This is a genomic window from Streptomyces sp. NBC_01428 (assembly GCF_036231965.1).
Lineage (GTDB): Bacteria > Actinomycetota > Actinomycetes > Streptomycetales > Streptomycetaceae > Streptomyces.
The window spans coordinates 6,404,725-6,425,246 of record NZ_CP109499.1; the positions used below are offsets into that span (position 1 = coordinate 6,404,725).

General features: G+C 73.8%; 18 protein-coding genes and 1 pseudogene. 10 read left to right on the top strand and 9 right to left on the bottom strand.

Translation table 11 applies throughout. The features are described 5' to 3' along the window. Positions 1-37: 37 nt before the first annotated feature. A complete protein-coding gene (locus OG406_RS27710) occupies positions 38-577 on the top strand; it encodes a SigE family RNA polymerase sigma factor (protein WP_266848781.1) in 540 nt (179 codons plus the stop codon). Next, positions 577-1,425 carry a hypothetical protein gene (locus OG406_RS27715; RefSeq protein WP_329188348.1) on the top strand — a complete coding sequence of 283 codons (849 nt, stop codon included), beginning with the start codon at positions 577-579 and terminating at the stop codon, positions 1,423-1,425. Before OG406_RS27710 ends, OG406_RS27715 begins: the two co-directional genes overlap by 1 nt. Positions 1,426-1,455: 30 nt before the next feature. On the opposite strand, the gene OG406_RS27720 is transcribed toward OG406_RS27715, so the two are convergent. The 4 genes from OG406_RS27720 to OG406_RS27735 all read right to left on the bottom strand — a co-directional run bounded on the left by OG406_RS27720 (position 1,456) and on the right by OG406_RS27735 (position 5,262). After that, a complete protein-coding gene (locus OG406_RS27720) occupies positions 1,456-2,088 on the bottom strand; it encodes a response regulator transcription factor (RefSeq protein WP_266849608.1) in 633 nt (210 codons plus the stop codon). Between the two features lie 281 nt (positions 2,089-2,369). Further along, positions 2,370-3,617 (bottom strand): sensor histidine kinase, encoded by a 1,248-nt coding sequence (locus tag OG406_RS27725; RefSeq protein ID WP_266848785.1) that lies wholly within the window; start codon positions 3,615-3,617, stop codon positions 2,370-2,372. Between the two features lie 14 nt (positions 3,618-3,631). Beyond that, positions 3,632-4,351: an ABC transporter permease gene (locus OG406_RS27730; protein ID WP_164368980.1), complete on the bottom strand. Its 720-nt coding sequence runs from the start codon at positions 4,349-4,351 to the stop codon at positions 3,632-3,634. Further along, positions 4,351-5,262 carry an ABC transporter ATP-binding protein gene (locus OG406_RS27735; RefSeq protein WP_164368979.1) on the bottom strand — a complete coding sequence of 304 codons (912 nt, stop codon included), beginning with the start codon at positions 5,260-5,262 and terminating at the stop codon, positions 4,351-4,353. Before OG406_RS27735 ends, OG406_RS27730 begins: the two co-directional genes overlap by 1 nt. Before the next feature lie 299 nt (positions 5,263-5,561). On the opposite strand from OG406_RS27735, the gene OG406_RS27740 reads away from it, so the two are divergent. From OG406_RS27740 to OG406_RS27750, 3 genes are all read left to right on the top strand, one after another. Beyond that, positions 5,562-6,419, top strand: coding sequence for a MaoC/PaaZ C-terminal domain-containing protein (locus OG406_RS27740; protein WP_267050676.1), 858 nt, complete (start codon positions 5,562-5,564; stop codon positions 6,417-6,419). A gap of 52 nt (positions 6,420-6,471) precedes the next feature. Continuing rightward, a complete protein-coding gene (locus OG406_RS27745) occupies positions 6,472-7,548 on the top strand; it encodes a Zn-dependent alcohol dehydrogenase (RefSeq protein ID WP_081216952.1) in 1,077 nt (358 codons plus the stop codon). Positions 7,549-7,653: 105 nt separating this feature from the next. Continuing rightward, positions 7,654-8,610 carry a 3-oxoacyl-ACP reductase gene (locus OG406_RS27750; RefSeq protein ID WP_267050675.1) on the top strand — a complete coding sequence of 319 codons (957 nt, stop codon included), beginning with the start codon at positions 7,654-7,656 and terminating at the stop codon, positions 8,608-8,610. 159 nt (positions 8,611-8,769) lie between these two features. Here OG406_RS27750 and OG406_RS27755 read toward each other — a convergent pair whose 3' ends face one another. Both OG406_RS27755 and OG406_RS27760 read right to left on the bottom strand, forming a co-directional pair. Beyond that, positions 8,770-8,949, bottom strand: a complete 180-nt coding sequence (locus tag OG406_RS27755) for a hypothetical protein (RefSeq protein ID WP_266613329.1) — start codon at positions 8,947-8,949, stop codon at positions 8,770-8,772. 1,622 nt (positions 8,950-10,571) lie between these two features. Then, positions 10,572-11,616 (bottom strand): annotated as a pseudogene (locus OG406_RS27760) (hypothetical protein); the annotation flags it as partial. A 276-nt stretch (positions 11,617-11,892) separates the two neighbouring features. On the opposite strand from OG406_RS27760, the gene OG406_RS27765 reads away from it, so the two are divergent. Genes OG406_RS27765 through OG406_RS27775 form a run of 3 tightly spaced genes read left to right on the top strand, consistent with a single transcriptional unit; the run spans position 11,893 to position 15,164 of the window. Next, the gene (locus tag OG406_RS27765; RefSeq protein ID WP_164368975.1) at positions 11,893-12,744 is read left to right on the top strand and encodes a Nif3-like dinuclear metal center hexameric protein; all 852 of its coding nucleotides are present in this window, start codon (positions 11,893-11,895) and stop codon (positions 12,742-12,744) included. Then, a complete protein-coding gene (locus tag OG406_RS27770; RefSeq protein ID WP_203658461.1) occupies positions 12,741-13,484 on the top strand; it encodes a zinc ribbon domain-containing protein in 744 nt (247 codons plus the stop codon). Before OG406_RS27765 ends, OG406_RS27770 begins: the two co-directional genes overlap by 4 nt. Before the next feature lie 36 nt (positions 13,485-13,520). Beyond that, on the top strand, positions 13,521-15,164 hold the full coding sequence (locus tag OG406_RS27775) for a bifunctional RNase H/acid phosphatase (protein WP_329188356.1): 1,644 nt from the start codon (positions 13,521-13,523) through the stop codon (positions 15,162-15,164). A 50-nt stretch (positions 15,165-15,214) separates the two neighbouring features. On the opposite strand, the gene OG406_RS27780 is transcribed toward OG406_RS27775, so the two are convergent. Then, positions 15,215-16,021 carry a helix-turn-helix domain-containing protein gene (locus OG406_RS27780; RefSeq protein ID WP_329188358.1) on the bottom strand — a complete coding sequence of 269 codons (807 nt, stop codon included), beginning with the start codon at positions 16,019-16,021 and terminating at the stop codon, positions 15,215-15,217. Positions 16,022-16,226: 205 nt separating this feature from the next. On the opposite strand from OG406_RS27780, the gene OG406_RS27785 reads away from it, so the two are divergent. Then, positions 16,227-17,243, top strand: coding sequence for a zinc-dependent alcohol dehydrogenase family protein (locus OG406_RS27785; RefSeq protein WP_266613320.1), 1,017 nt, complete (start codon positions 16,227-16,229; stop codon positions 17,241-17,243). 45 nt (positions 17,244-17,288) lie between these two features. Here the strand turns inward: OG406_RS27785 and eda are convergent, their stop codons facing one another. Further along, on the bottom strand, positions 17,289-17,933 hold the full coding sequence (eda, locus tag OG406_RS27790) for a bifunctional 4-hydroxy-2-oxoglutarate aldolase/2-dehydro-3-deoxy-phosphogluconate aldolase (RefSeq protein WP_329188362.1): 645 nt from the start codon (positions 17,931-17,933) through the stop codon (positions 17,289-17,291). A 171-nt stretch (positions 17,934-18,104) separates the two neighbouring features. Continuing rightward, positions 18,105-18,905, bottom strand: a complete 801-nt coding sequence (gene yaaA, locus OG406_RS27795; protein ID WP_329188364.1) for a peroxide stress protein YaaA — start codon at positions 18,903-18,905, stop codon at positions 18,105-18,107. Positions 18,906-19,040: 135 nt separating this feature from the next. On the opposite strand from yaaA, the gene OG406_RS27800 reads away from it, so the two are divergent. Further along, positions 19,041-20,474 (top strand): RNB domain-containing ribonuclease, encoded by a 1,434-nt coding sequence (locus OG406_RS27800; RefSeq protein ID WP_329188366.1) that lies wholly within the window; start codon positions 19,041-19,043, stop codon positions 20,472-20,474. The last annotated feature ends 48 nt before the right edge of the window (positions 20,475-20,522 follow it).

Consider the following 20,522-nt stretch of genomic DNA (forward strand, 5'->3'; position numbering starts at 1 on the left):
GCCCTCGTGGACTCCTTCACGCATCGAGGAGGTGTTCATGGGGGATCGGAAGCAGTCCCGGGACGAGGAGTTCCATCGTTTCGTCCTCGGCCGCTGGCCGCGGCTGATGCGTACGGCGTTTCTCCTGACGGGGGAGCAGCACGCCGCTGAGGACCTGGTCCAGGCGACGCTGGAGCAGGTCTACGTCGCCTGGCGCAGGGTCGCCGCGGCGGACGAACCGGAGGCGTACGTGCGGCGCGTGATGATCAACGCGCACGCGCGCAGACACCGCAGGAAGCTCAAGGAGTTCCTCGCGCCGAGGGACGACTCGGGCCTGACACACGAGGTCCCCGACCGCGCGGACCCGATCGGGCGGGCCGACGACCGCGGCGCCCTGCTCACCGCACTCGCCCAACTGCCCCCGCGGCAGCGCGAGGCGGTCGTCCTGCGCTACTGGGAGGACCTGAGCGAGATCCAGACGGCGGCCGCGATGGGCTGCTCGGTGGGTGCCGTGAAGAGCAACGCGGCCAAGGGAATCGCGAAACTCCGTGTCGTACCGGGCCTGGCCGACATGGTGACCTACGGAGGGCGGGCGTGATGGGCGGGAACGGACAGGCGGAGCACGACGGGGCGGCGGACCGGGACATCGCCGTGCTGCTCGCGGAGGCGGCCGACGGGGTGAGGATCGGCGCCGTCCCGTACCGGGAGCTGGTGCGCGGTGGACGCCGGCGCAGGGCGCGCCGCTGGACCCTGGCCGCGGCGGCGGCCCTCGTCGTCGCCGGCTCCGTGGGAACGCTGGCGTCGGCCGGCGGGACGGACGGCGAGGGACGCCGGGTCGTGCCGGCCGCGACCGCGCCGGTGACACCGGACTCCCGGCAGGTCGACAAAGCGCGGAGCACGGCCGTGGCGCGCGGGACCGACCACGGCGAGGACTGGACGGTGGAGGCCCTGGTGTGGGGGGCGCCGCGCAACGTGTCGGAAGCGCGGGCCCAGTTGAAGACGATGAGGAGGTACGCCCTCGTCCCCGCCGGCATCCACGCTCCTTCGGACCTGGTCGGCAAGGGCTGGTACTACGGCCGTCTGATGCGCGACGGCGGGTTGGTGTCGACGTTCATGAACGCCCCGGTGGAGAAGGGAGGCACGCCGCCCGACGGACAGGTCGCGGACGCCGCGACGCTACTGGACCCGGAGGCCGCGGGCGGCTCGCGGCGGCTCGTCGTCGGCCGGGTCGCCCCGACCGCGCTGGAGGTCACCTGCACCTGGGACGACGGCACGAAGGTGAAGGCCGCTCCGGCCGCCCCGGGCACGGGTCTCGTCGGCGACTTCGAGGACCTGGTCCGGCCGGTGGACGGATCGCGGGCGAACTGGTTCACCTGCGTGGCACCCAAGGGCGAGGACCACCGCTCGGGGGCGGCGAAGGTGACGAAGGTGGCGAAGGGGTCCTGACGGGGCCGGCGGCCGGACCGGCCGTCCGCCCTACAGCCACCCCTGCTGGCGCGCCTCGCGCATCGCCTCCATGCGGTTGCGGGTGCCCGTCTTGCCGATGGCGGAGGACAGATAGTTGCGGACCGTCGACTCCGAGAGATGGACGCGGGCGGCGATGTCCGCGACCGTCGCGCCGTCGGCCGACGCCTTCAGGACGTCGCACTCGCGCGGGGTGAGCGGACTGGGCCCGGCGCTGAGCGCGGCGGCGGCGAGCGCCGGGTCGATGACGGTCTCGCCGGTCAGCACCCGGCGGACCGCCTGCGCCAGCTCCTCCACGGGCCCGTCCTTGACGAGGAACCCGGCCGCGCCCGCCTCCATGGCCCGGCGCAGATACCCGGGGCGGCCGAAGGTGGTGAGGATCAGCACCCGGCAGTCCGGCACCTCCTCGCGCAGCGCGGCGGCGGCGTCCAGTCCGCTCATCCCGGGCAACTCGATGTCCAGCAGGGCCACATCGGGCCGGCTGACGAGTGCGGTGTCCACGATCTCGTCGCCCGCGGAGACCTGGGCGACCACCTCGATGTCCGCCTCCATCCCGAGGAGCAGGGCGAGCGCCCCGCGCATCATCCCCTGGTCCTCGGCGAGCAGCACGCGGATGGACTTGGCGGGGCGGTGGTCCCGGGGCATCTCGTTCACGGGCCAAGGGTAGGCGGCGGCGGCCGCCACGGGCCGACGATCGGCCCTTCCCCGGTGAGGACGCGTGGCGACGGCCGCCGCACCGGCCCACCGGAAGCGCCGGCCGCCTCACCGGCCGGGCATCGGCACCCTCCCGGCGGCCCCTCCCGGCGGGCCCTCCCGGACGACCGGCCCCCGGACGACCGGCCGCCGTACGACCGACCCCCGCACGGTCGTTGCCGCCGGGCCTCCGGCGTCATCCTGCGCCCGGCCCGGGGCCGGGGCCCCGCGTCCTAGCTCGACATCCCCGTCAAGTCCACTGCCTCCACCGGCAGTTCGGCTCTCACCCGGAAGCCTCCACGCGGCGTCCGGCCCGCCTCCAGGGAGCCGCCCGCCGCCGCGAGACGTTCGCCGAGGCCCTTGAGGCCGGTGCCGCCGCCCGCGTCGGGCGTGGCCGGGGCCGCCTCGGTGCCGTTGTCGGAGACGGTCAGGCGGACCAGGTCCGGGGTGCCGTCGACGGTGATCTCGCAGCCGGTCGCGTCGCTGTGGCGCACGATGTTGGTGACGGCCTCCCGCAGCACCCAGCCGAGCAGGGCCTCGCTCTGCGGGACGAGCGGCGGCCCCGACTGGCGTACGACCGGCTCCACCCGTGCCGCGGACAGTGCCGAGCGGGCGCGGTCCAGCTCCGTGGCGAGGCTGCCCTCCCGGTATCCCGTCACCGCCTCCCGGATCTCCGTGAGCGCCTGCCGCCCCACCGACTCGATGTCGGTGACCTGCACGAGCGCCGCGTCCAGGTCGCGCGGAGCCAGCCGGCGGGCCGCCTCCGACTTGACCACGATCACGGACAGCGTGTGCCCGAGCAGGTCGTGCAGGTCCCGGGAGAAGCGCATCCGCTCCTTCTCGACCGCCTGGCGGGCCAACTCCTCACGCGCCGAACGCAGTTCACGCACGGCTTCGGAGAGCGAGAGGATCGCCGCCGTCACCATCGTCGACAGGAACGTGCCGTACGCGACGTTCAACGCGTCCCAGCCCGCCTGGACGGACGACACCACCGCGGCGAGCGCCGTCAGGGCGAGGCCCGTCCTGCCGAGCCACGGACCACGCAGCACCGCCCCCGTGGCCAGCCCGAGCAGCGGGAAGAAGTACAGCCAGCTCCCGCCGTACCCGACGGCCAGCCCGCACGTGATGACGCCCATCACGACGAGCGCCACCCGCGTGGAGCGGGACTCCCGCTTGTCCTTCACGAACGCCCGGAACGTCACGTAGATGTACAGCGAGTTGAAGGCGAACAGGCCCACGGCGCCGATCCACGGCTGGGCCGTCCTGCCCTGGAGGAGGTTCGAGAAGGAGCCCAGCCCCATCAGCAGCCACGGCAGCAGCGCGAAGCCGGTGGGCGGCGGCCCCGGGTTCTCGGGCACCTTCCCGCCGCTGCGCCGCGCCGCCCGCCGGTCGGCCTTGAACCGCTCCATGTCGGCCTTCCAGACGGCCCGCTCCGCCCGCCACGCCCGCACCTGGCAGGTGAGGCCCCTCATCAAGGACATGTCCCGCTCCCCGTTCAGACGGTTCGTGCGGATCGACGGTACGAGACGACCGCGTACGAACCGAAGGCCATCAGCCAGCCCGTCAGCACCGCGGCCGCCGCGAGCGACGGCGCACGGCCCTCCGTGACCGCCACACCGAGCTGCGCGAACCGGTTCGTGGGCGTGTAGGCCGCGACCGAACGCAGCCAGCCGGGGAAGAGCGCGAGCGGGAACCACAGCCCGCCGACCACCGACAGCCCCAGGTTGCACACCATGTTCGCGACGCCCGTGGTCTGCGCGGTCAGACGGTAGCCGTTCCCGAGGCCCAGCAGGGTGAACGGGACCGAGCCGATCCACAGCAGCACGGCGGTCGCCGCCCACTGCCAGGCCGCCAGCCGTACGCCGTTGACCAGACCGCCCGCCGCCAGCACCGCCACGATCGCCGGGAGCACCGTCACCGAGCCGGTCAGCGCCCGCCCGAGCACCACCTGGCGCGACGTCATCGGCGTGACCCGCAGCTGCCGCAGCCAGCCGGTCACCTTGTCCTCGGCGACGCCTCCCCCGGTGTTGAGCGCCGAACCCACCGCGCCGTACGCGGCCATCCCCACCATGGACGCCGTCTTCCAGGCGCCGTCGTCCCCACCGCCCAGGTTGGTGAACAGCAGATACATCATCACCGGCATCCCCACGCCGCCGATCACGAAGCCGGTGTCGCGCAGCGTCCGGCGCACTTCGAGCCGCAGATAGTCGATCATCACACCGTCTCCAGAACGTGCGAGGTGAGGGCCAGGAAGGCGTCGTCCAGGGAGGCGGGGGCGACTTCGAGGCCGCGTATCGCCCCCAGCTCCGCCAGTGCGATCACGGTCGCGTCCGGATCGTCCGTGCGCAGCCGGGCCCGGTCCCCGCGCACCTCGACGGCCACCACGCCCGGCAGCAGCGCCAGACCCTCGGTGCCCCGCCCCGCCAGGTCGAACGCGACCAGCCCGCCGCCCGCCGACCGCCTCAGCTCCTCCCCGGTCCCGTCCGCGACGAGCCGCCCCCGGTCGAGGACGACGATCCGGTCCGCGTGCGCGTCGGCCTCCTCCAGATAGTGCGTGGAGAAGAGGACGGTGTGGCCGCGCAGCGCGTAGGCCCGCATCGACGCCCAGAACGCGTGCCGCGCCTCCACGTCGAGCGCCGCCGTCGGCTCGTCGAGGACGATCAGCGCGGGGTCCCCGGCGAGCGCCAGAGCGAACCGGACCCGCTGTGCCTGACCGCCGGACAGCCGGTCCGCGCGCCGCCCCGCCAGCTCCTCGACGCCCGCGAGCCGCAGGGTCTCGGCGACCGGGAGCGGTGCCGGATAGCGGCCCGCCACGAAGGAGACGAGCTCCTGGACGGTGACGCGCGACACGGGCCGGGTGTCCTGCAGCATCGCCCCGACCCGGCCGGCCCGCACCGCCTCCTGCGGGCGGCCGCCGAACAGCGCGACCGAGCCCCCGTCCGGTTCGTTCAGGCCGAGCAGCAGCGAGATCGCCGTCGACTTGCCCGCGCCGTTGCGTCCCAGCAGCGCCACCGTCTCGCCGCACGCCACGTCCAGGTCGATGCCGGCCACCGCGCGCACCGCGCCGAACGTCTTGACCGCCCCCGTGAAGGACACGGCCGGTGGTGTCCCCGTCGTCTGTGTCATGAGAACGACGCTAGAGCTCCGGCGGAGCCACCGGCAGATGCAGTTGTCAGCAGTCACCCAGGACAAATGTCATGGTCGCCCCGGCGGCGGCCCGGCGCCCTCGAAGGCCCGCGCCACGACTCGATCTGACATGGTGTCAGGAGTCTTCACAAGTGCTGAGGGCTGGGCTATACAGGGGTTCGCCGGACTGGAACGCGTTCTAGAACGGGCGGGTTCCCCGGCCCCGGTGTCGACCTCGGTGCGGCCGACGGTGCGGACGGTCGCACCGAGGTCTTTCGCGCAGTCGAGTCAGGAGCCCCATGCCCATTGACGCCGCCAAGGCCGTCGCCGCCGAACCGCGGACCGGCGAGATCGCCTGGAGCCACAAGGACGTCCAGCTCTACCACCTCGGCCTCGGCGCGGGCGTGCCCGCGACCGACCCCGACGAGCTGCGCTACACCCTCGAATCCAGGCTGCACGTCCTGCCGAGCTTCGCCACCGTCGCGGGCGCCGGCTCACCGGGCGTGATCAGCGGTCTCTCCATGCCCGGCGTCGACGTCGACCTCGCCCGCGTGCTGCACGGCGGCCAGACCGTCCGGCTGCACCGCCCGATCCCCGCCGAGGGCACGGCGACCGCAACCGGCCGGATCGCCGCGGTCTACGACAAGGGCAAGGCGGCCGTCCTCGTCATGCGCACCGAAGTCGCCGACGCCGAGGGCCCCTTGTGGACGAACGACGCCCAGATCTTCGTACGCGGCGAGGGCGGCTGGGGCGGCGACCGGGGCCCCTCCGCCCGCCTCGAAACCCCGTCCGGCGATCCCGACCGGACCGTCGAACGCCCCGTCCGTGAGGACCAGGCGCTGCTCTACCGGCTCTCCGGCGACCGGAACCCGCTGCACGCCGACCCCGAGTTCGCCAAGCTCGCCGGGTTCGACCGGCCGATCCTGCACGGGCTGTGCACGTACGGCATGACGCTCAAGGCCGTCGTCGACACCCTCCTCGGCGGCGACGTGACCCGCGTCCGCTCGTACACCACCCGCTTCGCCGGCGTCGTCTTCCCCGGCGAGACCCTGCGCATCCGGATGTGGCGCCACGACGGCGCGGTCCGGGTGACGGTGAGCGCGGCCGAGCGGGACGACGCGCCGGTCCTCGCCGACACCACCGTCGATCACACCTGACCGCCGAACCCACGTGACCCGTCGCACGAACCATCCCGAGGGGAGCCGCACCATGCGCGCAGCCGTACTGCACGAGATAGGCCAGGACAAGCTCGAAGTCCTCGACGACGTCGAGGCGGTGGGCTTCGGGCCCGGAAAGGTGCGCATCCGTGTCCGCGCCACCGGGCTGTGCCACTCGGACCTGTCGGCGATGAACGGCGTGCTGCCGCAGCCCGCGCCGTTCGTCCCCGGCCACGAGGGCGCCGGCGAGATCGTCGAGGTCGGTGACGGAGTGGGTCATCTGAAGGCGGGCGACCGGGTCGTCGTCTGCTGGCTGCCGGCCTGCGGCGTCTGTCCGGCCTGCAAGCGCGGCCAGACCGAGCTGTGCCTGGCCGGCTTCATGAACGCGGGCACCCCCAACTTCCGGCGGCCCGGCGGCGACGTCTTCGGGTTCGCCGGCACCGGCACCTTCACCGAGGAGGTCGTCGTCGACGCGGGCTGCGCCGTCCCCATCCCCGACGACGTGCCCTTCGACATCGCCGCCCTGATCGGCTGCGGCGTCACCACCGGACTCGGCGCCGCCCTCAACACCGCCGACGTGGAGGCGGGTTCGTCGGTCGCCGTCATCGGCTGCGGAGGCGTCGGCATCTCCGCGATCCAGGGCGCCCGCCTCAAGGGAGCCGCCGAGATCGTCGCTGTCGACCCGGTCGCCTCACGCCGCGAGGCGGCCCTCCGCTTCGGCGCGACCCGGGCCGTGTCGCCCGAGGAACTCGGCGACGCCAAGCAGTCGGTGACCGCGGGCGAGGGCTTCGACTACGTCTTCGAGGTCGTCGGCAGGTCCGCCACCGCCCGCACCGCCTACGACCACACCCGCCGCGGCGGCACGCTCGTCGTCGTCGGAGCCGGCGCCATGGACGACTTCCTCCAGCTCAACATGTTCGAGCTGTTCTTCGACGAGAAGCGCATCCTGCCCTCCATGTACGGCGGCGGCGACGTCCTGCGCTCCTACGAACGCACCATCGCCCTGTGGCGGGCCGGACGCATCGACCTGGAGAGCCTCATCACCCACCGGGTACCGCTCGCCGGGATCAACGAGGCCCTCGACCAGATGCGTTCGGGCACCGCCCTGCGGACGTGCATCGAGATCTGACCCGTTCCGAGACCGCCCGAGGGCCCGCCGACCACGAGAGGAGGGCCGGGTGTCCCGCGAGACTCCGCCCTCCGAGGCCCCCCACGACAACCGCTAAGGACCCTGATGTCACTGCCACTTGACGGGCTGACCGCGATCGTCACCGGTGCGGGCCGCGGCCTCGGCCGGGCCGAGGCACTGGAACTCGCACGGCTCGGCGCGGCCGTCGTCGTCAACGACTTCGGACAGCCCGGACGGGACGGTTCGGGCGAGGCCTCGGACGCCCCCGCGGAGCAGGTCGCCGCGGAGATCCGCGCCGCGGGCGGCCGGGCCCTCGCCCACACCGGGGACGTCGCCGACCACGAACAGGCCCGGGAACTGGTCGAGTCGGCCGTCACCGCGTTCGGGAAGCTGGACGTCCTGGTCAACAACGCGGGCATCCTGCGCGACCGCATGGTCTTCTCCATGACCGAGGACGAGTGGGACTCCGTCATCCGAGTCCACCTCAAAGGCCATTTCAACACCACCCACTTCGCGTCCGCGCACTGGCGGGCCCGCTCCAAGGCCACCGGCGCACCGGTGTACGGGCGGATCGTGAACACCTCCTCGGAGGCCTTCCTCGCCGGATCCGCCGGACAGCCCAACTACGCGGCGGCGAAGGGCGGGATCGTCGGACTGACGACCTCGACGGCCCTGGCGCTCGCCAAGTACGGCGTCACGGCCAACGTCATCTGCCCGCGCGCCCGCACCCGTATGACCGAGGACGTCTTCGCCGGATTCGGCAGGCCGGACGAGGGACTCGACCCGCTCGCCCCCGAGCATGTCGCCCCGCTCGTCGGCTATCTGGCCTCGCCCGCCGCCGCCGACGTCAACGGACAGCTCCTCGTGGTGCACGGAGGCATGGTCGCCGTCGTCGAACGACCCCGGGTGGCGGCCCAGTTCGACAGCAAGCAGGACACCTTCAGCCACGACGAACTCGACGGGCTGCTCACCCCGTACTACGCGGACCGGCCGCGCGGTGAGACGTTCGCGGCGGCCGAGGTGCTGGGCCTCAAGAGGGACCGGGACGGCACCGCCCGCTGAGCCGCGCGGCCGTCCGTCGGCGAAGCGTGCCGCCGGGAGGGCCCCGGCGCGGATGCGGACGTGGACACCCGCACGGACAGGGAACGGCCCCGCTCGTCTTGGTGCGAGCGGGGCCGTGTGCCGTTCGGATCGTCGACGCGACGAGAACCGGCGGAGCCGTCAGATCGCCGTGCCCGACTGACCGGGCTGACCGGACGGCTTGCGGTGGCGCCCCTGGGGGCTCGCCTCGTCGTCGTGGCCGGAGACCGGTCCACGGTGTCTGCCGTGGCCGTCCGACCGGCCCGTCGACGTCTCGTGGACGTCCGAGCCCCGCGTTTCCCTGGTGCTGGTGTCGTTCATTGAAGTGTTCACCCCGTATGCAAGATCCTTCTTTTCAGCCGGGGGAGTCTAACGTGCCGTCATCGCCCCGGTGGCGGAGGGTGACGTTTCTTCATCCTCTCCGCCCGTTTCCTCCCCGCCTCCGGGCGCGGTCGCCGCCGGATGCCCGGGAGAGGCCGCGTCCGGGACCGCGACCCCGGGCGGCGCGATCTCTCCCCCCGACGCCTGCTCGACAGGCGTGGGCGGGCCGGCGTGCAGGGGACGGCGGTGGGTCGGGGGCGTGCGACGGGCGGGGACGTCCGGGTGTACCGGGCGGTCCGGCGACTCCGTACGGTCGGGGCCGCCCGGGCTCCCCGCATTCTCCGGGCCCTCGGGGCTCGGGGACGTCTCCGGGCTCCACCCCGCGTCGTGTGCGGGCGCCTGCGGGTGGGCCGGGGGTGCGTCGCGCCACGGCTGCTCGGGCGGGAGCTGCTGGGGCTCGAAGCTCCGCAGCGGGGTCTCGCCCCGGAACGCGGTGAAGTCCGCGAAGCTCCCGGAGCCGGGGGAGTCGGCGATCCGCGTGAAGCCGGTGAACTCCGGTGTTCCCGTGAACTCCGGTGCGCCCGTGAACTCCGCTGCGCCCGCGGGCTGGGCGGAAACGGGGGGCTGCCGGTGTTCGGGGAGCGGTGCGGAAACGGGGAGCGGTGCCGAAACGGGGAGCGGTGCCGAGACGGGGAGTTGCCGTTGGCCGGAGGGGTGCGGGGAACCGGCGGCTCCCGACTGCTCCATCGGCAGTCCTCCGCGGTCGAACGCGGTCTGCTCCAGGGGCGGTTCGCCGCCGTCGAGGGCGCCCTGCTGCTGGGGTTCCAGGGGTAGTTCGCGTCCACCGAAGTCGGCCTGCTGCTGGGGTGCGAGCGGCGGCTCGGGCTCACTGAAGCCGTCTTGCCCCAGGGGCAGTTCGGTCCCGCCGTGCGAGACCGCGGGACGTACCTCGACCTCCAGGGGCAGGGACGCGACGAACCCGGCGCCGAGACTCCTGCCGGGCGGGGGTGTCGCGGCGACCTTGGTCCAGAGGCCGGGCCTCGGCCGGCGCGGTTCCGTCGGCTCGGGTGCGACCGGCGGGACGGGCCGCTCCCTTTCGGCCGCCGGTGCGTCGACGCCGGTGGTGGTGTCGGCGTACGGGGTCGGGGCCGGTGTGCGCTGGATCTCGACCGGTACCGCGAGGAGGCGCGGCCCGGGACCGGGCGCCCCCGCTGCGGGCGCTCCGACGGTCGACGTCCCCGCACCCGAGGTCACCGCACCCGCCGACACAGCACCCGACGACATGGCACCCGCCGACGCCGGCCCAGGTGTCTGAGCCCCCGGTTCCCCCGGCCCCGGTGTCTCCTCGTGCCGGGGTTCCGGGGTGGCGGTGTGCCGGTGTACCCCGGCGGCCGGGGTCACGGGGGCGGCGTCGGTCTGCGGGGGCCGGCGGGTGGCGTCCGTCTGTCGGGCCGGGTGGGCGTCGGACGTGCGGAGCACGGGACCCGCGCTCACCACCGGATTCCGGGAGGTGGCCAACCGGCCGTGCAGAGAGGCTTGTTGCAGGGGGACCGGCCGAGGCGCGGGGCGCTCCGAGGGAACCGGGTCCCCCCGGTCCGGCTCCCTCGCCCCCGTGGACACCTGCAGCCGGGCGACACCGCACGGCACGCCCCCGTTCGCATACGGCAGGTGGAGCACACCCTCCCTGGTCCACAGCCCGGTGCCCGCCAACCAGCCCTCGGGTACCGGCCGGTGGTCGATCCGGCGCTCGGACGGGCGCCACATCCCCACCCAGGTGCCGCCCGGACCGTCGATGCGCAGGGCGACCGCGCAGGCCTCCGGGGTCAGCACCTGGCCCGGCTGGATGGCGAACGGCGTGATCGAGCAGCCTGTCGCCGTCAGGCACTCCGGGAAGCGGACCGGCAGCGTGCTGCCGAGCACACCCCAGCCGAGCCGCTCCCGGCCGGGCGAGGGGGCGTCGGAGCGGATCAGCAGAAGTCCGCTGTCCGCGTCCGCGAGGAGCAGCCGGTCGTTGCTGCGCTCGGCGATCTGGAGGAGCGGCGAGACCTCTCCGCCACGCTCCAGGTCGACGACGACCGTCTTGGTGCGGCCGCCGTGGAAGCGGTCCAGCGCGAGCAGCCGTCCCGAGCCGTCCAGCCACACCCCGCCCGAACAGTGCCCCGGGATCTCGGCGAGATGCTCGGGACCGAACGCGCCGCCCGCCACCAGCCACACCGCCGTGGACCCCCGTCCCACGGCGAGCGCGTAGGCCCGCTCCCCGTCCGGCGCGGGCGGCAGCAGCCGCAGCCGGGTGCCCCGGTCGGGGCACTCGACCGCGCCGAGCGGCAGCTCACCGGTGCCCGGCCCGGTGGGGTACAGGAGCGAGAACGCGTGGCGTCCGTCCGCGACCCGATGGATCAGCACCCTCCCGTCCGTCAGCGGCAGCACCTCGGTGCCGGGCTCCTCCGGCTGGTGGGAGGGCAACGGGACGGCGTACGGCTCCGGGCCGTCCAGCGTCCAGCGCTCCGGGTACCAGGACTCGCCGTCGCTGGTCAGCCGCGCCCCGTAGGTCCCGTCCGCGGTGATGACACAGGCGGGCGGAGCGGCCCACCCACTCGCGGCGTCGTCGTCCCCGTCGCCCATCCCGCCCTCGCTCGCCACCACGGGCTCCGTCGCACCGGCCGTCATCGTTCGGTCACCTCCGGCGACGAAGGTAGTTTTCGCACGCACAGACGGGGGACCGACGGGCTGCGGCTTCACACATAAGGGTGGCCATGTCGGGATTCGCCTGAGGGAACGGGGGCGGATGTGCTGAACGGTGCCGTGGAAGGGAGGGGCGGACGCGCCCCGGACGGGGGCGGACGGAGCCGGTGCGGCGGCGGCCGGGGACGCCCGGCCGCCCGGGCACCGGCCGGGTGGTCCGCGGCCGGTCGGAGAGGCACCCGGGCCAGGTAGCCTTTCCCCGTGCCCCGTCTGTCTGAAGTCATCTCCGCGCTCGAATCCCTCTGGCCTCCTCAGCAGGCCGAGAGCTGGGACGCGGTCGGCACCGTCTGCGGCGCCCCGGACCAGGACGTCACGCGCGTGCTGTTCGCCGTCGACCCGGTCCAGGACATCGTCGACGAGGCGGTGAAGCTGGGCGCCGACCTGCTGGTCACGCACCACCCGCTCTATCTGCGCGGGACGACGACCGTGGCGGCGGACACCTTCAAGGGCCGCGTCGTGCACACTCTGATCAAGAACGACATCGCGCTGCACGTCGCCCACACCAACGCCGACCGCGCCGATCCGGGCGTCAGCGACGCCCTCGCCGGAGCGCTGGACCTGCGGGTCGTACGGCCGCTCGTGCCCGACCCGACGGACCCCGAGGGCCGCCGGGGCCTCGGCCGCGTGTGTGAACTCGACCACCCGCTGACCGTGCGCGAACTGGCGGCGCGGGCTGCCGAGCGGCTGCCCGCCACCGCGCAGGGCATCCGCGTCGCGGGCGACCCCGAGGCGCTGGTGCGCACCGTCGCCGTCAGCGGCGGCTCGGGCGACAGCCTCTTCGACGACGTACGCGCCGCGGGCGTGGACGCCTTCCTCACCGCGGACCTGCGGCACCACCCCGCCTCCGAGGCGCGCGCCCACAGTCCTCTCGCGCTGCTCGACGCGGCGCACTGGGCCACCGAGTGGCCCTGGTGCGAGCTGGCCGCCGCCCAGCTCGACGAGATCTCCGACCGGAAGGGATGGGGACTGCGCGTCCACGTCTCCCGGACGGTCACCGACCCCTGGACCGCTCACGCGGCCTCTCACAACGACACATCAGGAGCCCCCAACTGAACGCCGAGCCCGCCGACCAGATCCGACTTCTCGACGTCCAGGCATTCGACGCCCGCCTGCAGCAGCTCGCGCACCGGCGGAGGTCGCTTCCCGAGCACGCCGAGATCGAGTCGCTGAACAAGGACCTCACCCAGCTGCGCGACCTGCTCGTCGCCGCGCAGACCGAGGAGAGCGACTGCGCCCGCGAGCAGACCAAGGCCGAGCAGGACGTGGACCAGGTGCGCCAGCGCGCCGTCCGTGACCAGCAGCGCCTCGACTCGGGTGCCGTCACCTCCCCCAAGGACCTGGAGAACCTCCAGCGCGAGATCACCTCGCTCGCCAAGCGCCAGGGCGACCTGGAGGACGTGGTGCTGGAGGTCATGGAGCGCCGTGAGTCGGCGCAGGAGCGGGTCGCCGAGCTGACCGAGCGCGACGCGTCCGTCCAGTCGAAGATCGACGACGCCACCGGGCGGCGCGACGCGGCGTTCGAGCAGTTCGACACCGAGGCCGCCACGGTGACCAAGGAGCGCGCGGTCATCGCCGGCAGCGTGCCCGCCGATCTCCTCAAGCTGTACGACAAGCTGCGCGAGCAGCAGGGTGGCGTCGGTGCCGCCCGGCTGTACCAGCGCCGCTGTGAGGGCTGCCGCCTGGAGCTCAACATCACCGAGGTCAACGAGGTGAAGGCCGCGTCCCCCAGCACCGTGCTGCGCTGCGAGAACTGCCGTCGCATCCTGGTGCGTACGTCCGAGTCCGGCCTGTAGCAGTTTTCGGCCCGTAGCAGTCAGGGAGTCCGTCGCGTGCGGGAGTTCATCGTCGAGGCCGACGGAGGTTCCCGGGGCAACCCGGGGCCCGCGGGCTACGGGTCCGTGGTGATCGACGCGGTCACGGGGGAGACGCTGGTGGAGCGCGCCGAGTACATCGGGGTCGCCACCAACAACGTCGCGGAGTACCGCGGCCTGATCGCCGGGCTGCGGGCGGCCCGCGACCTCGACCCGGCCGCGCGGGTCCGGGTCCGCATGGACTCCAAGCTGGTCGTCGAGCAGATGTCTGGCCGCTGGCAGATCAAGCACCCCGACATGAGGCCCCTGGCCGCGGAAGCGGCCCGGGTCCTTCCCCGCTCGCAGGTGACCTACGAGTGGATCCCCCGCGCCCAGAACAAGCACGCGGACCGCCTGGCCAACGAGGCGATGGACGCAGGCAAACGCGGCGAACCCTGGACCCCACCGACCGGCGAAGCCGCGGGTCCGGGGGCGCCGGTTGAGGGGCGCGGGGAACTGCGCGCCCAGCCACAGCGCCCCGGCACCGGGACTGTCCAGGGGCGCGGGGAACTGCGCGACCAGCCACAGCCGAGCGGCAGCCGGACGGCGACCGAGGCCCCCACCTCACCCTCCGGCGGCGAAGCCGCGAGTGCAGGGGTGCCGGTTGAGGGGCGCGGGGAACTGCGCGACCAGCCACAGCCGAGCGGCAGCCGGACGACGACCGAGACCCCCACCCCACCCCCCGGCGGCGAAGCCGCGAGTGCAGGGGTGCCGGTTGAGGGGCGCGGGGAACTGCGCGACCAGCCACAGCCGAGCGGCAGCCGGACGACGACCGAGACCCCCACCCCACCCCCCGGCGGCGAAGCCGCGAGTGCAGGGGTGCCGGTTGAGGGGCGCGGGGAACTGCGCGACCAGCCACAGCCGAGCGGCAGCCGGACGACGACCGAGGCCCCCACCCCACCCCCCGGCGGCGAAGCCGCGAAGGCCACGGACGACAGACGCGCCGCGCACAACGTGGCGACCACCCCCACCGTCGGCTGGGGCGCACCCCCCGACATGGGCGCCCCCGCCACCTTCGTCCTCCTGCGCCACGGCGAGACCCCCCTGACCCCGCAGAAGCGCTTCTCGGGCAGCGGCGGCAGCGACCCGTCCCTCTCCGACGTGGGCCGGCAGCAGGCCGAGCGGGCCGCCACGGCACTGGCCGCCCGCGGCACGATCCAAGCCGTCGTGGCGTCCCCGCTGGCCCGCACCCGCGAGACCGCGGCGGTCGTCGCCGCCCGTCTCGGCCTCGACGTGACCGTCGACGACGGCCTGCGCGAGACGGACTTCGGCGCCTGGGAGGGACTGACCTTCGGCGAGGTCCGCGACCGGTACCCGGACGACATGAACGCCTGGCTCGGCTCCCCGGACGTCGAACCGACCGGCGGCGGCGAGAGCTTCGCCGCGACCGCCCACCGCATGGCGGAGACCCGCGACAGACTGACCGCCGCCTACGCGGGCCGCACCGTCCTGCTCGTCACGCACGTCACCCCGATCAAGACCCTGGTACGGCTGGCCCTGGGCGCCCCGCCGGAGTCCCTGTTCCGCATGGAGCTGTCGGCGGCGTCCCTCTCCGCGGTGGCCTACTACGCGGACGGCAACGCGAGCGTCCGCCTGTTCAACGACACCTCGCACCTGCGTTGAGCACCCGCCGGCGACGAGCGCACCGGCGCCGCGGGCACGGACCCGAGGGCTCAACCCCGCCGGGCGGCCCGGCTCCGGAGGATCTCGGCGCTCTCCCGGTCCGCGGGCAGGAACGCCTCCAGGTGGAGTTCGGCGAGCGTGACGTCCACCGCCGTCGCGAACGACGTCAGCGTGGTGAGCAGCCTCAACTCGCCCTCCTCGCACCGCAGTCGCAAGGGCACCGCGAATCCGAGGTGATCGCCGCCGGGCTCGCCGACCGGCACGTACCGCGCCAACTCCGCTGCCAGCGCGTCGAGTCGGGGATCCGGGCTGCGCAGGGACCGGCCCCGCACGTTCTCGACGATGTGCTGCCCCCACGCGTCCAGATTCACCACCCGGGACGCCATCCCGCGGGGATGCAGGGCCAGCCGCAGCACGTTCACCGGCGGTGCCAGCAGATCGGGCGCCGCGCCCTCGGTCAGTACGTCGAACGCCGCGTTCGCCGCGACCAGTTCACCCAGCGGCCCCGCCACCACCGCCGGATACGGCAGATGCCCTTCGAGAATGCTGTCCAACGCCTCCCGTACGGGCTTCAGTACCTCCGCGTCGAGCGGCGACTCGGCGAACGCCGGCGCGTAACCGGCCGCCAGCAGCAGCGCGTTGCGCTCCCGCAGGGTGAGGTCCAGTGACGTGGCGAGCCTGATCACGACCTCCCGGCCGGGCACGGACCGCCCCCGCTCGATGAAGCTGACGTACCGCTGTGTCGTCCCGGCCCGCGAGGCCAGCTCCAGCTGACTCATCCGGCGAGCGGTACGCCAGCGCAGCAACTCCCGCGCGAGGGGCGGCGGTTCGACGGAGAGAGAGGTGCCGGTCGTCATGGGGTCAGTTGTACGCCGGCGGACCGGTGGACGGCACCGACAGCCGACACCGGGAGGCCGATACCGAGAGGCCGACACCGGGACCCGCCTTCTGGGCTCGTCCCGCTGCACCCGCAACCCGTCATACCCGGCCGGGAATTGAGCGCGACGCCCGTCCCGAACAGCATGGACGCATCCACACAGGAGCCCACCCAGGGAGCGGGACATGCGCGCCTACCACCTCGAAACCCCCGGCACGGTCGACGGCATCGTCCCGCGCGAGCAGGCCCGGCCGGAACCGGGCCCCCGCGACATCCTCGTCCGGGTCCGCGCCGCCTCCCTCAACAAGCGCGACCTGCTGATCCTGCGGGAGACCTACCCCCTCAAGGCCGCACCGGACGTGATCCCGGTGAGCGACGGAGCGGGGGAGGTCGTCGCGGTGGGGGCGGAGGTGACCCGGTTCGCGGTGGGGGACCGGGTGGCGGGCACGTACTTCCCGAACTGGCTGGACGGCCGGATCACCCCGGACCGGTTCGACCAGCCGGGCGCCACCCTCGACGGCATGCTCACCGAGTACGCCCGTCTCGACCAGGAGGCCGCGGTGCGCGTCCCGGACCATCTGACCTGGGAGGAGGCGGCCTGCCTGCCGTGCGCCGGGGTGACCGCCTGGCACTCCCTGACGGGTGGCGAGGCGCTCGCTCCCGGCCACACCGTCCTCACCCTGGGCACCGGAGCGCTGTCCCTGTTCGTCGTGCGGTTCGCCAAGATGCTGGGAGCCGAGGTCGTCGCGACGACATCGAGCCCCGCGAAGGCCGACCGGCTCCGGGCCCTGGGCGCGGACCACGTCGTGGACTACGCCGCACATCCCGAATGGGGGCTCAAGGTCAGGGAGTTGACCGGCGGTCGCGGCGCCGACCTCGTCGTCGAGACCAACGGGCCCGAGACCATCGAGCAGTCGGTACGGGCCGCCGCCCTGTACGCACAGATCGTCCTCCTCATCACCGGCAGCCCACGCAGGCCGGGCATCGAGATCTCCAACGCCGCGTACGCGGGCAGCCTGGCCACGATCCGCCGCGTGTTCGTCGGCAGCCGCGCCCACTTCGAGTCCATGAACAGGGCGCTGCGACTGCACGGCGTGCGACCGGTCGTGGACCGCGTCTTCGGATTCGACGAAGTGCGGGAGGCGTACCGCTACTACGAGAGCGGCGCGGCCTTCGGCAAGGTGGTCGTCCGGGTGGGCTGAGGAGGGCCCCTGCGTGCCGGGCGGGACCGTGGGCCCCGGCTCGTCCTAGCGCCGCAGAGCCGACGCCTCCCGGGCCAGCTGCTCCACCAGCGGCCAGTCGCGTGCCGCGACCGCGTCCGACGGGAGCATCCAACTGCCGCCCACACAGCCCACGTTCGGGAGGGCGAGATAGTCCGGCGCGGTGTCGGGTCCGATGCCGCCGGTCGGGCAGAACCGGGCCTGCGGAAGCGGCCCCGCCAGTGACTTGAGGTACGGCGTACCGCCCGCGGCCTGCGCGGGGAAGAACTTCATCTCGCGCACCCCGCGTTCCAGCAGCGCCACCACCTCCGACGTGGTCGACACCCCCGGCAGGAACGGCACCCCGGACGACTTCATCGCGTCGAGCAGCGCGTCCGTCCAGCCCGGGCTGACCAGGAAGCGGGCGCCCGCCGCGACCGACTGGGCCACGTGCTCCGGTGTGAGCACGGTGCCCGCGCCGACCACCGCGTCCGGCACCTCCGCCGCGATGGCCCGGATCGCGTCGAGCGCGGCCGGGGTCCGCAGCGTCACCTCGATCGCGGGCAGCCCGCCGGCGACCAGCGCCCGCGCCAGGGGAACGGCGTCGGCGGCGTCCGCGACCACGACGACGGGCACGACGGGCGCCAGATCCAGGACGGAGGCATGCGGAGACGGGGGCAGCGGCGAAGTCATGCCCACATCCTGCCCGGGGTGTGCAGCATGCGCAAAGGTCGTTGCACATGCTGCAATCCGAGGGAGGGTCCTCAGGGAAGTGATCTCAGCGCGGACCGTCCGTGATCTCGGCGGGGACCGGCCCGTGATCTCGGCATGGACCGGTCCGTGGTCTCCGCGTGGACCGGTCCGTCAGTGGATCTCCGTCACCACCACGTCGAGCGCCCAGGGCCGGCCCGCCCGGCCGGGCGCCTCCGCCTCGACCGTGTACCCGAGGTCCCGCAGCGCCTCGACCAGCGCGGCGGGGTTCTTCGGTGCCGCACCCGCACTCAGCAGGCTCCGGACGATCTTTCCCTTGGTCGCCTTGTTGAAGTGGCTCACGACGGAACGCTTCTCGACGCCGTCCACCCGCTGCGCGTGCAGCACCCGTACCGTCGCCGTGCGCCCCGCGACCTCGCCCTTCGGCTTCCAGGCCGCCGCGTACGCCGAGGACCGCAGGTCCAGGACCAGTCCGTCACCCGCCGCCTCCGGGAGCGCGGTCGCCATCGGCGCACGCCAGTGCGCGCCCAGCGCTCCGAGGCCGGGCAGCTTCACACCCATCGAGCAGCGGTACGACGGGATCCGGTCCGTCACCCGCACCGCGCCCCACAGCCCCGAGAACACCAGCAGCGACCGGCTCGCGCGCCGCTTGGCCGCGGTGTCCAGCGTCGCCAGGTCGAGGGAGTCGTAGAGGACACCGGTGTAGATCTCCCCGGCCGGACGCGCGCCCGCGGTCCGCAGCTCGGTGTTCTTCGCGATCTCCCCGCGCAGCCCCTCGCTCAGCCCGAGGACCTCACGCGCCTTCTCCTCGTCGGCCGCGCACAGCTCGACCAGCTCGTCGAGAACCGCCTGGCGTGCCTCCGTGAGCCCGGGCAGGGACAGCGACTCCAGCTTGAGCGGGGTTCCCCGGCCGGAGGAGGCCTTCCCTTCGGAGGGGGGCAGCAGCACGAGCACGGTTGGATCTCCTCACGGTGGAAACGGCCCGGCGCCAGCCTAAACGGTGTGCGCGGGCCGTCCGGACGGCCCGCTCCTGGGCGAGGGGTCCCCCTTCGGCGTGCCCATCGGGGACCCCCGGCCTAGGCTCGACCCATGCCTCGCCGTCGCGTCCGTGTCACCGGTGCACCGGAGGCTCCGCTGCGAGCCGCCCTCAGCGCGTTGCGAACGGAACTCGGCGTGCCCGAGGCGTTCCCGGCCGAGGCGCTCACGGAGGCCGCGCAGCCGCCCCGGCTGCCCGCGTACGACGCGACGGACATCCCGCTGTTCACCATCGACCCGCCGACGTCCCAGGACCTCGACCAGGCGATGCACCTGTCGCGCCGGGAGAACGGCGGCTACCGGGTCCGGTACGCCATCGCCGACGTCGCCGCGTTCGTGACCCCCGGCGGGGCCCTGGACGCCGAGGCCCACCGCCGCGTGATGACCCTCTACTTCCCCGACGAGAAGGTCCCCGTCCACCCGCCGGGCCTCTCCGAGGGCAGGGCCAGCCTCCTCCCGGACCAGACCTGCCCCGCCGTCCTGTGGACGATCGACCTCGACGCCGATGGCCGCACCGAGGCCACCGACGTGCGCCGCGCCCTCGTCCGCAGCCGCGCCAAGCTCGACTACGCGCACGTGCAGCGGCAGATCGACGCGGGGACCGCGGAGGAACCTCTCGCGCTCCTCAAGGACGTCGGCACGCTCCGCGAGGCCCTGGAGGTCGAACGCGGCGGCATCTCGCTGAACGTGCCCGAACAGGAGATCGTCGAGACGGACGGGACGTACGAACTCGCCTACCGCGCCCCGCTGCCCGCCGACGGCTGGAACGCCCAGATCTCCCTGCTCACCGGCATGGCCGCGGCGGACCTGATGCTCGCGTACGGCACCGGAGTGCTGCGCACCCTGCCCGCCGCGCCCGACGGAGCGGTCGGACGGCTGCGCCGCACCGCCAGGGCCCTGCGCATCGACTGGCCGCACCACGTCTCGTACGCACAGCTCATCCGCTCCCTCGACCCGCACCGGCCGCACCACGCCGCCTTCCTCCAGGAGTGCACGACCCTGCTGCGCGGCGCCGGGTACACCGTCTTCCGGGACGGCGTCCTCCCCGAGGCCACCGCGCACGCCGCCGTCGCCGCGCCCTACACGCACTGCACGGCCCCGCTGCGCCGGCTCGTCGACCGCTACGCCGCCGAGATCTGCCTCGCGGCCGTCGCCGGGCAGCCGTCGCCCGAGTGGGCCCTCGCCGCTCTCGACGCCCTCCCCAAGGAGATGGCGGACGGCGGCCGGCGCGCGGGGACCGTCGAGCGCGAGTGCGTCGACATCGTGGAGGCCGCCCTGCTCAAGGACCGGGTCGGCGAACTCTTCGAAGGCTGCGTGGTCGACGTGCAGGAACACGAACCCACCGTCGGAACCGTCCAGTTGGAGTCCCCGGCGGTCTTCGCCCGGATCACCGGCGGCACCTCCCGGCTCCCCCTGGGCGAACGCCTCCGGGTCCGCCTCACCCAGGCCGACCCCGGCACGACGAAGGTCCAGTTCGCCCCGGCCTGACCGCTCCGGAGGCGGAGGACTCCGCTCCCCGGGCCCGTCGGCGTATCC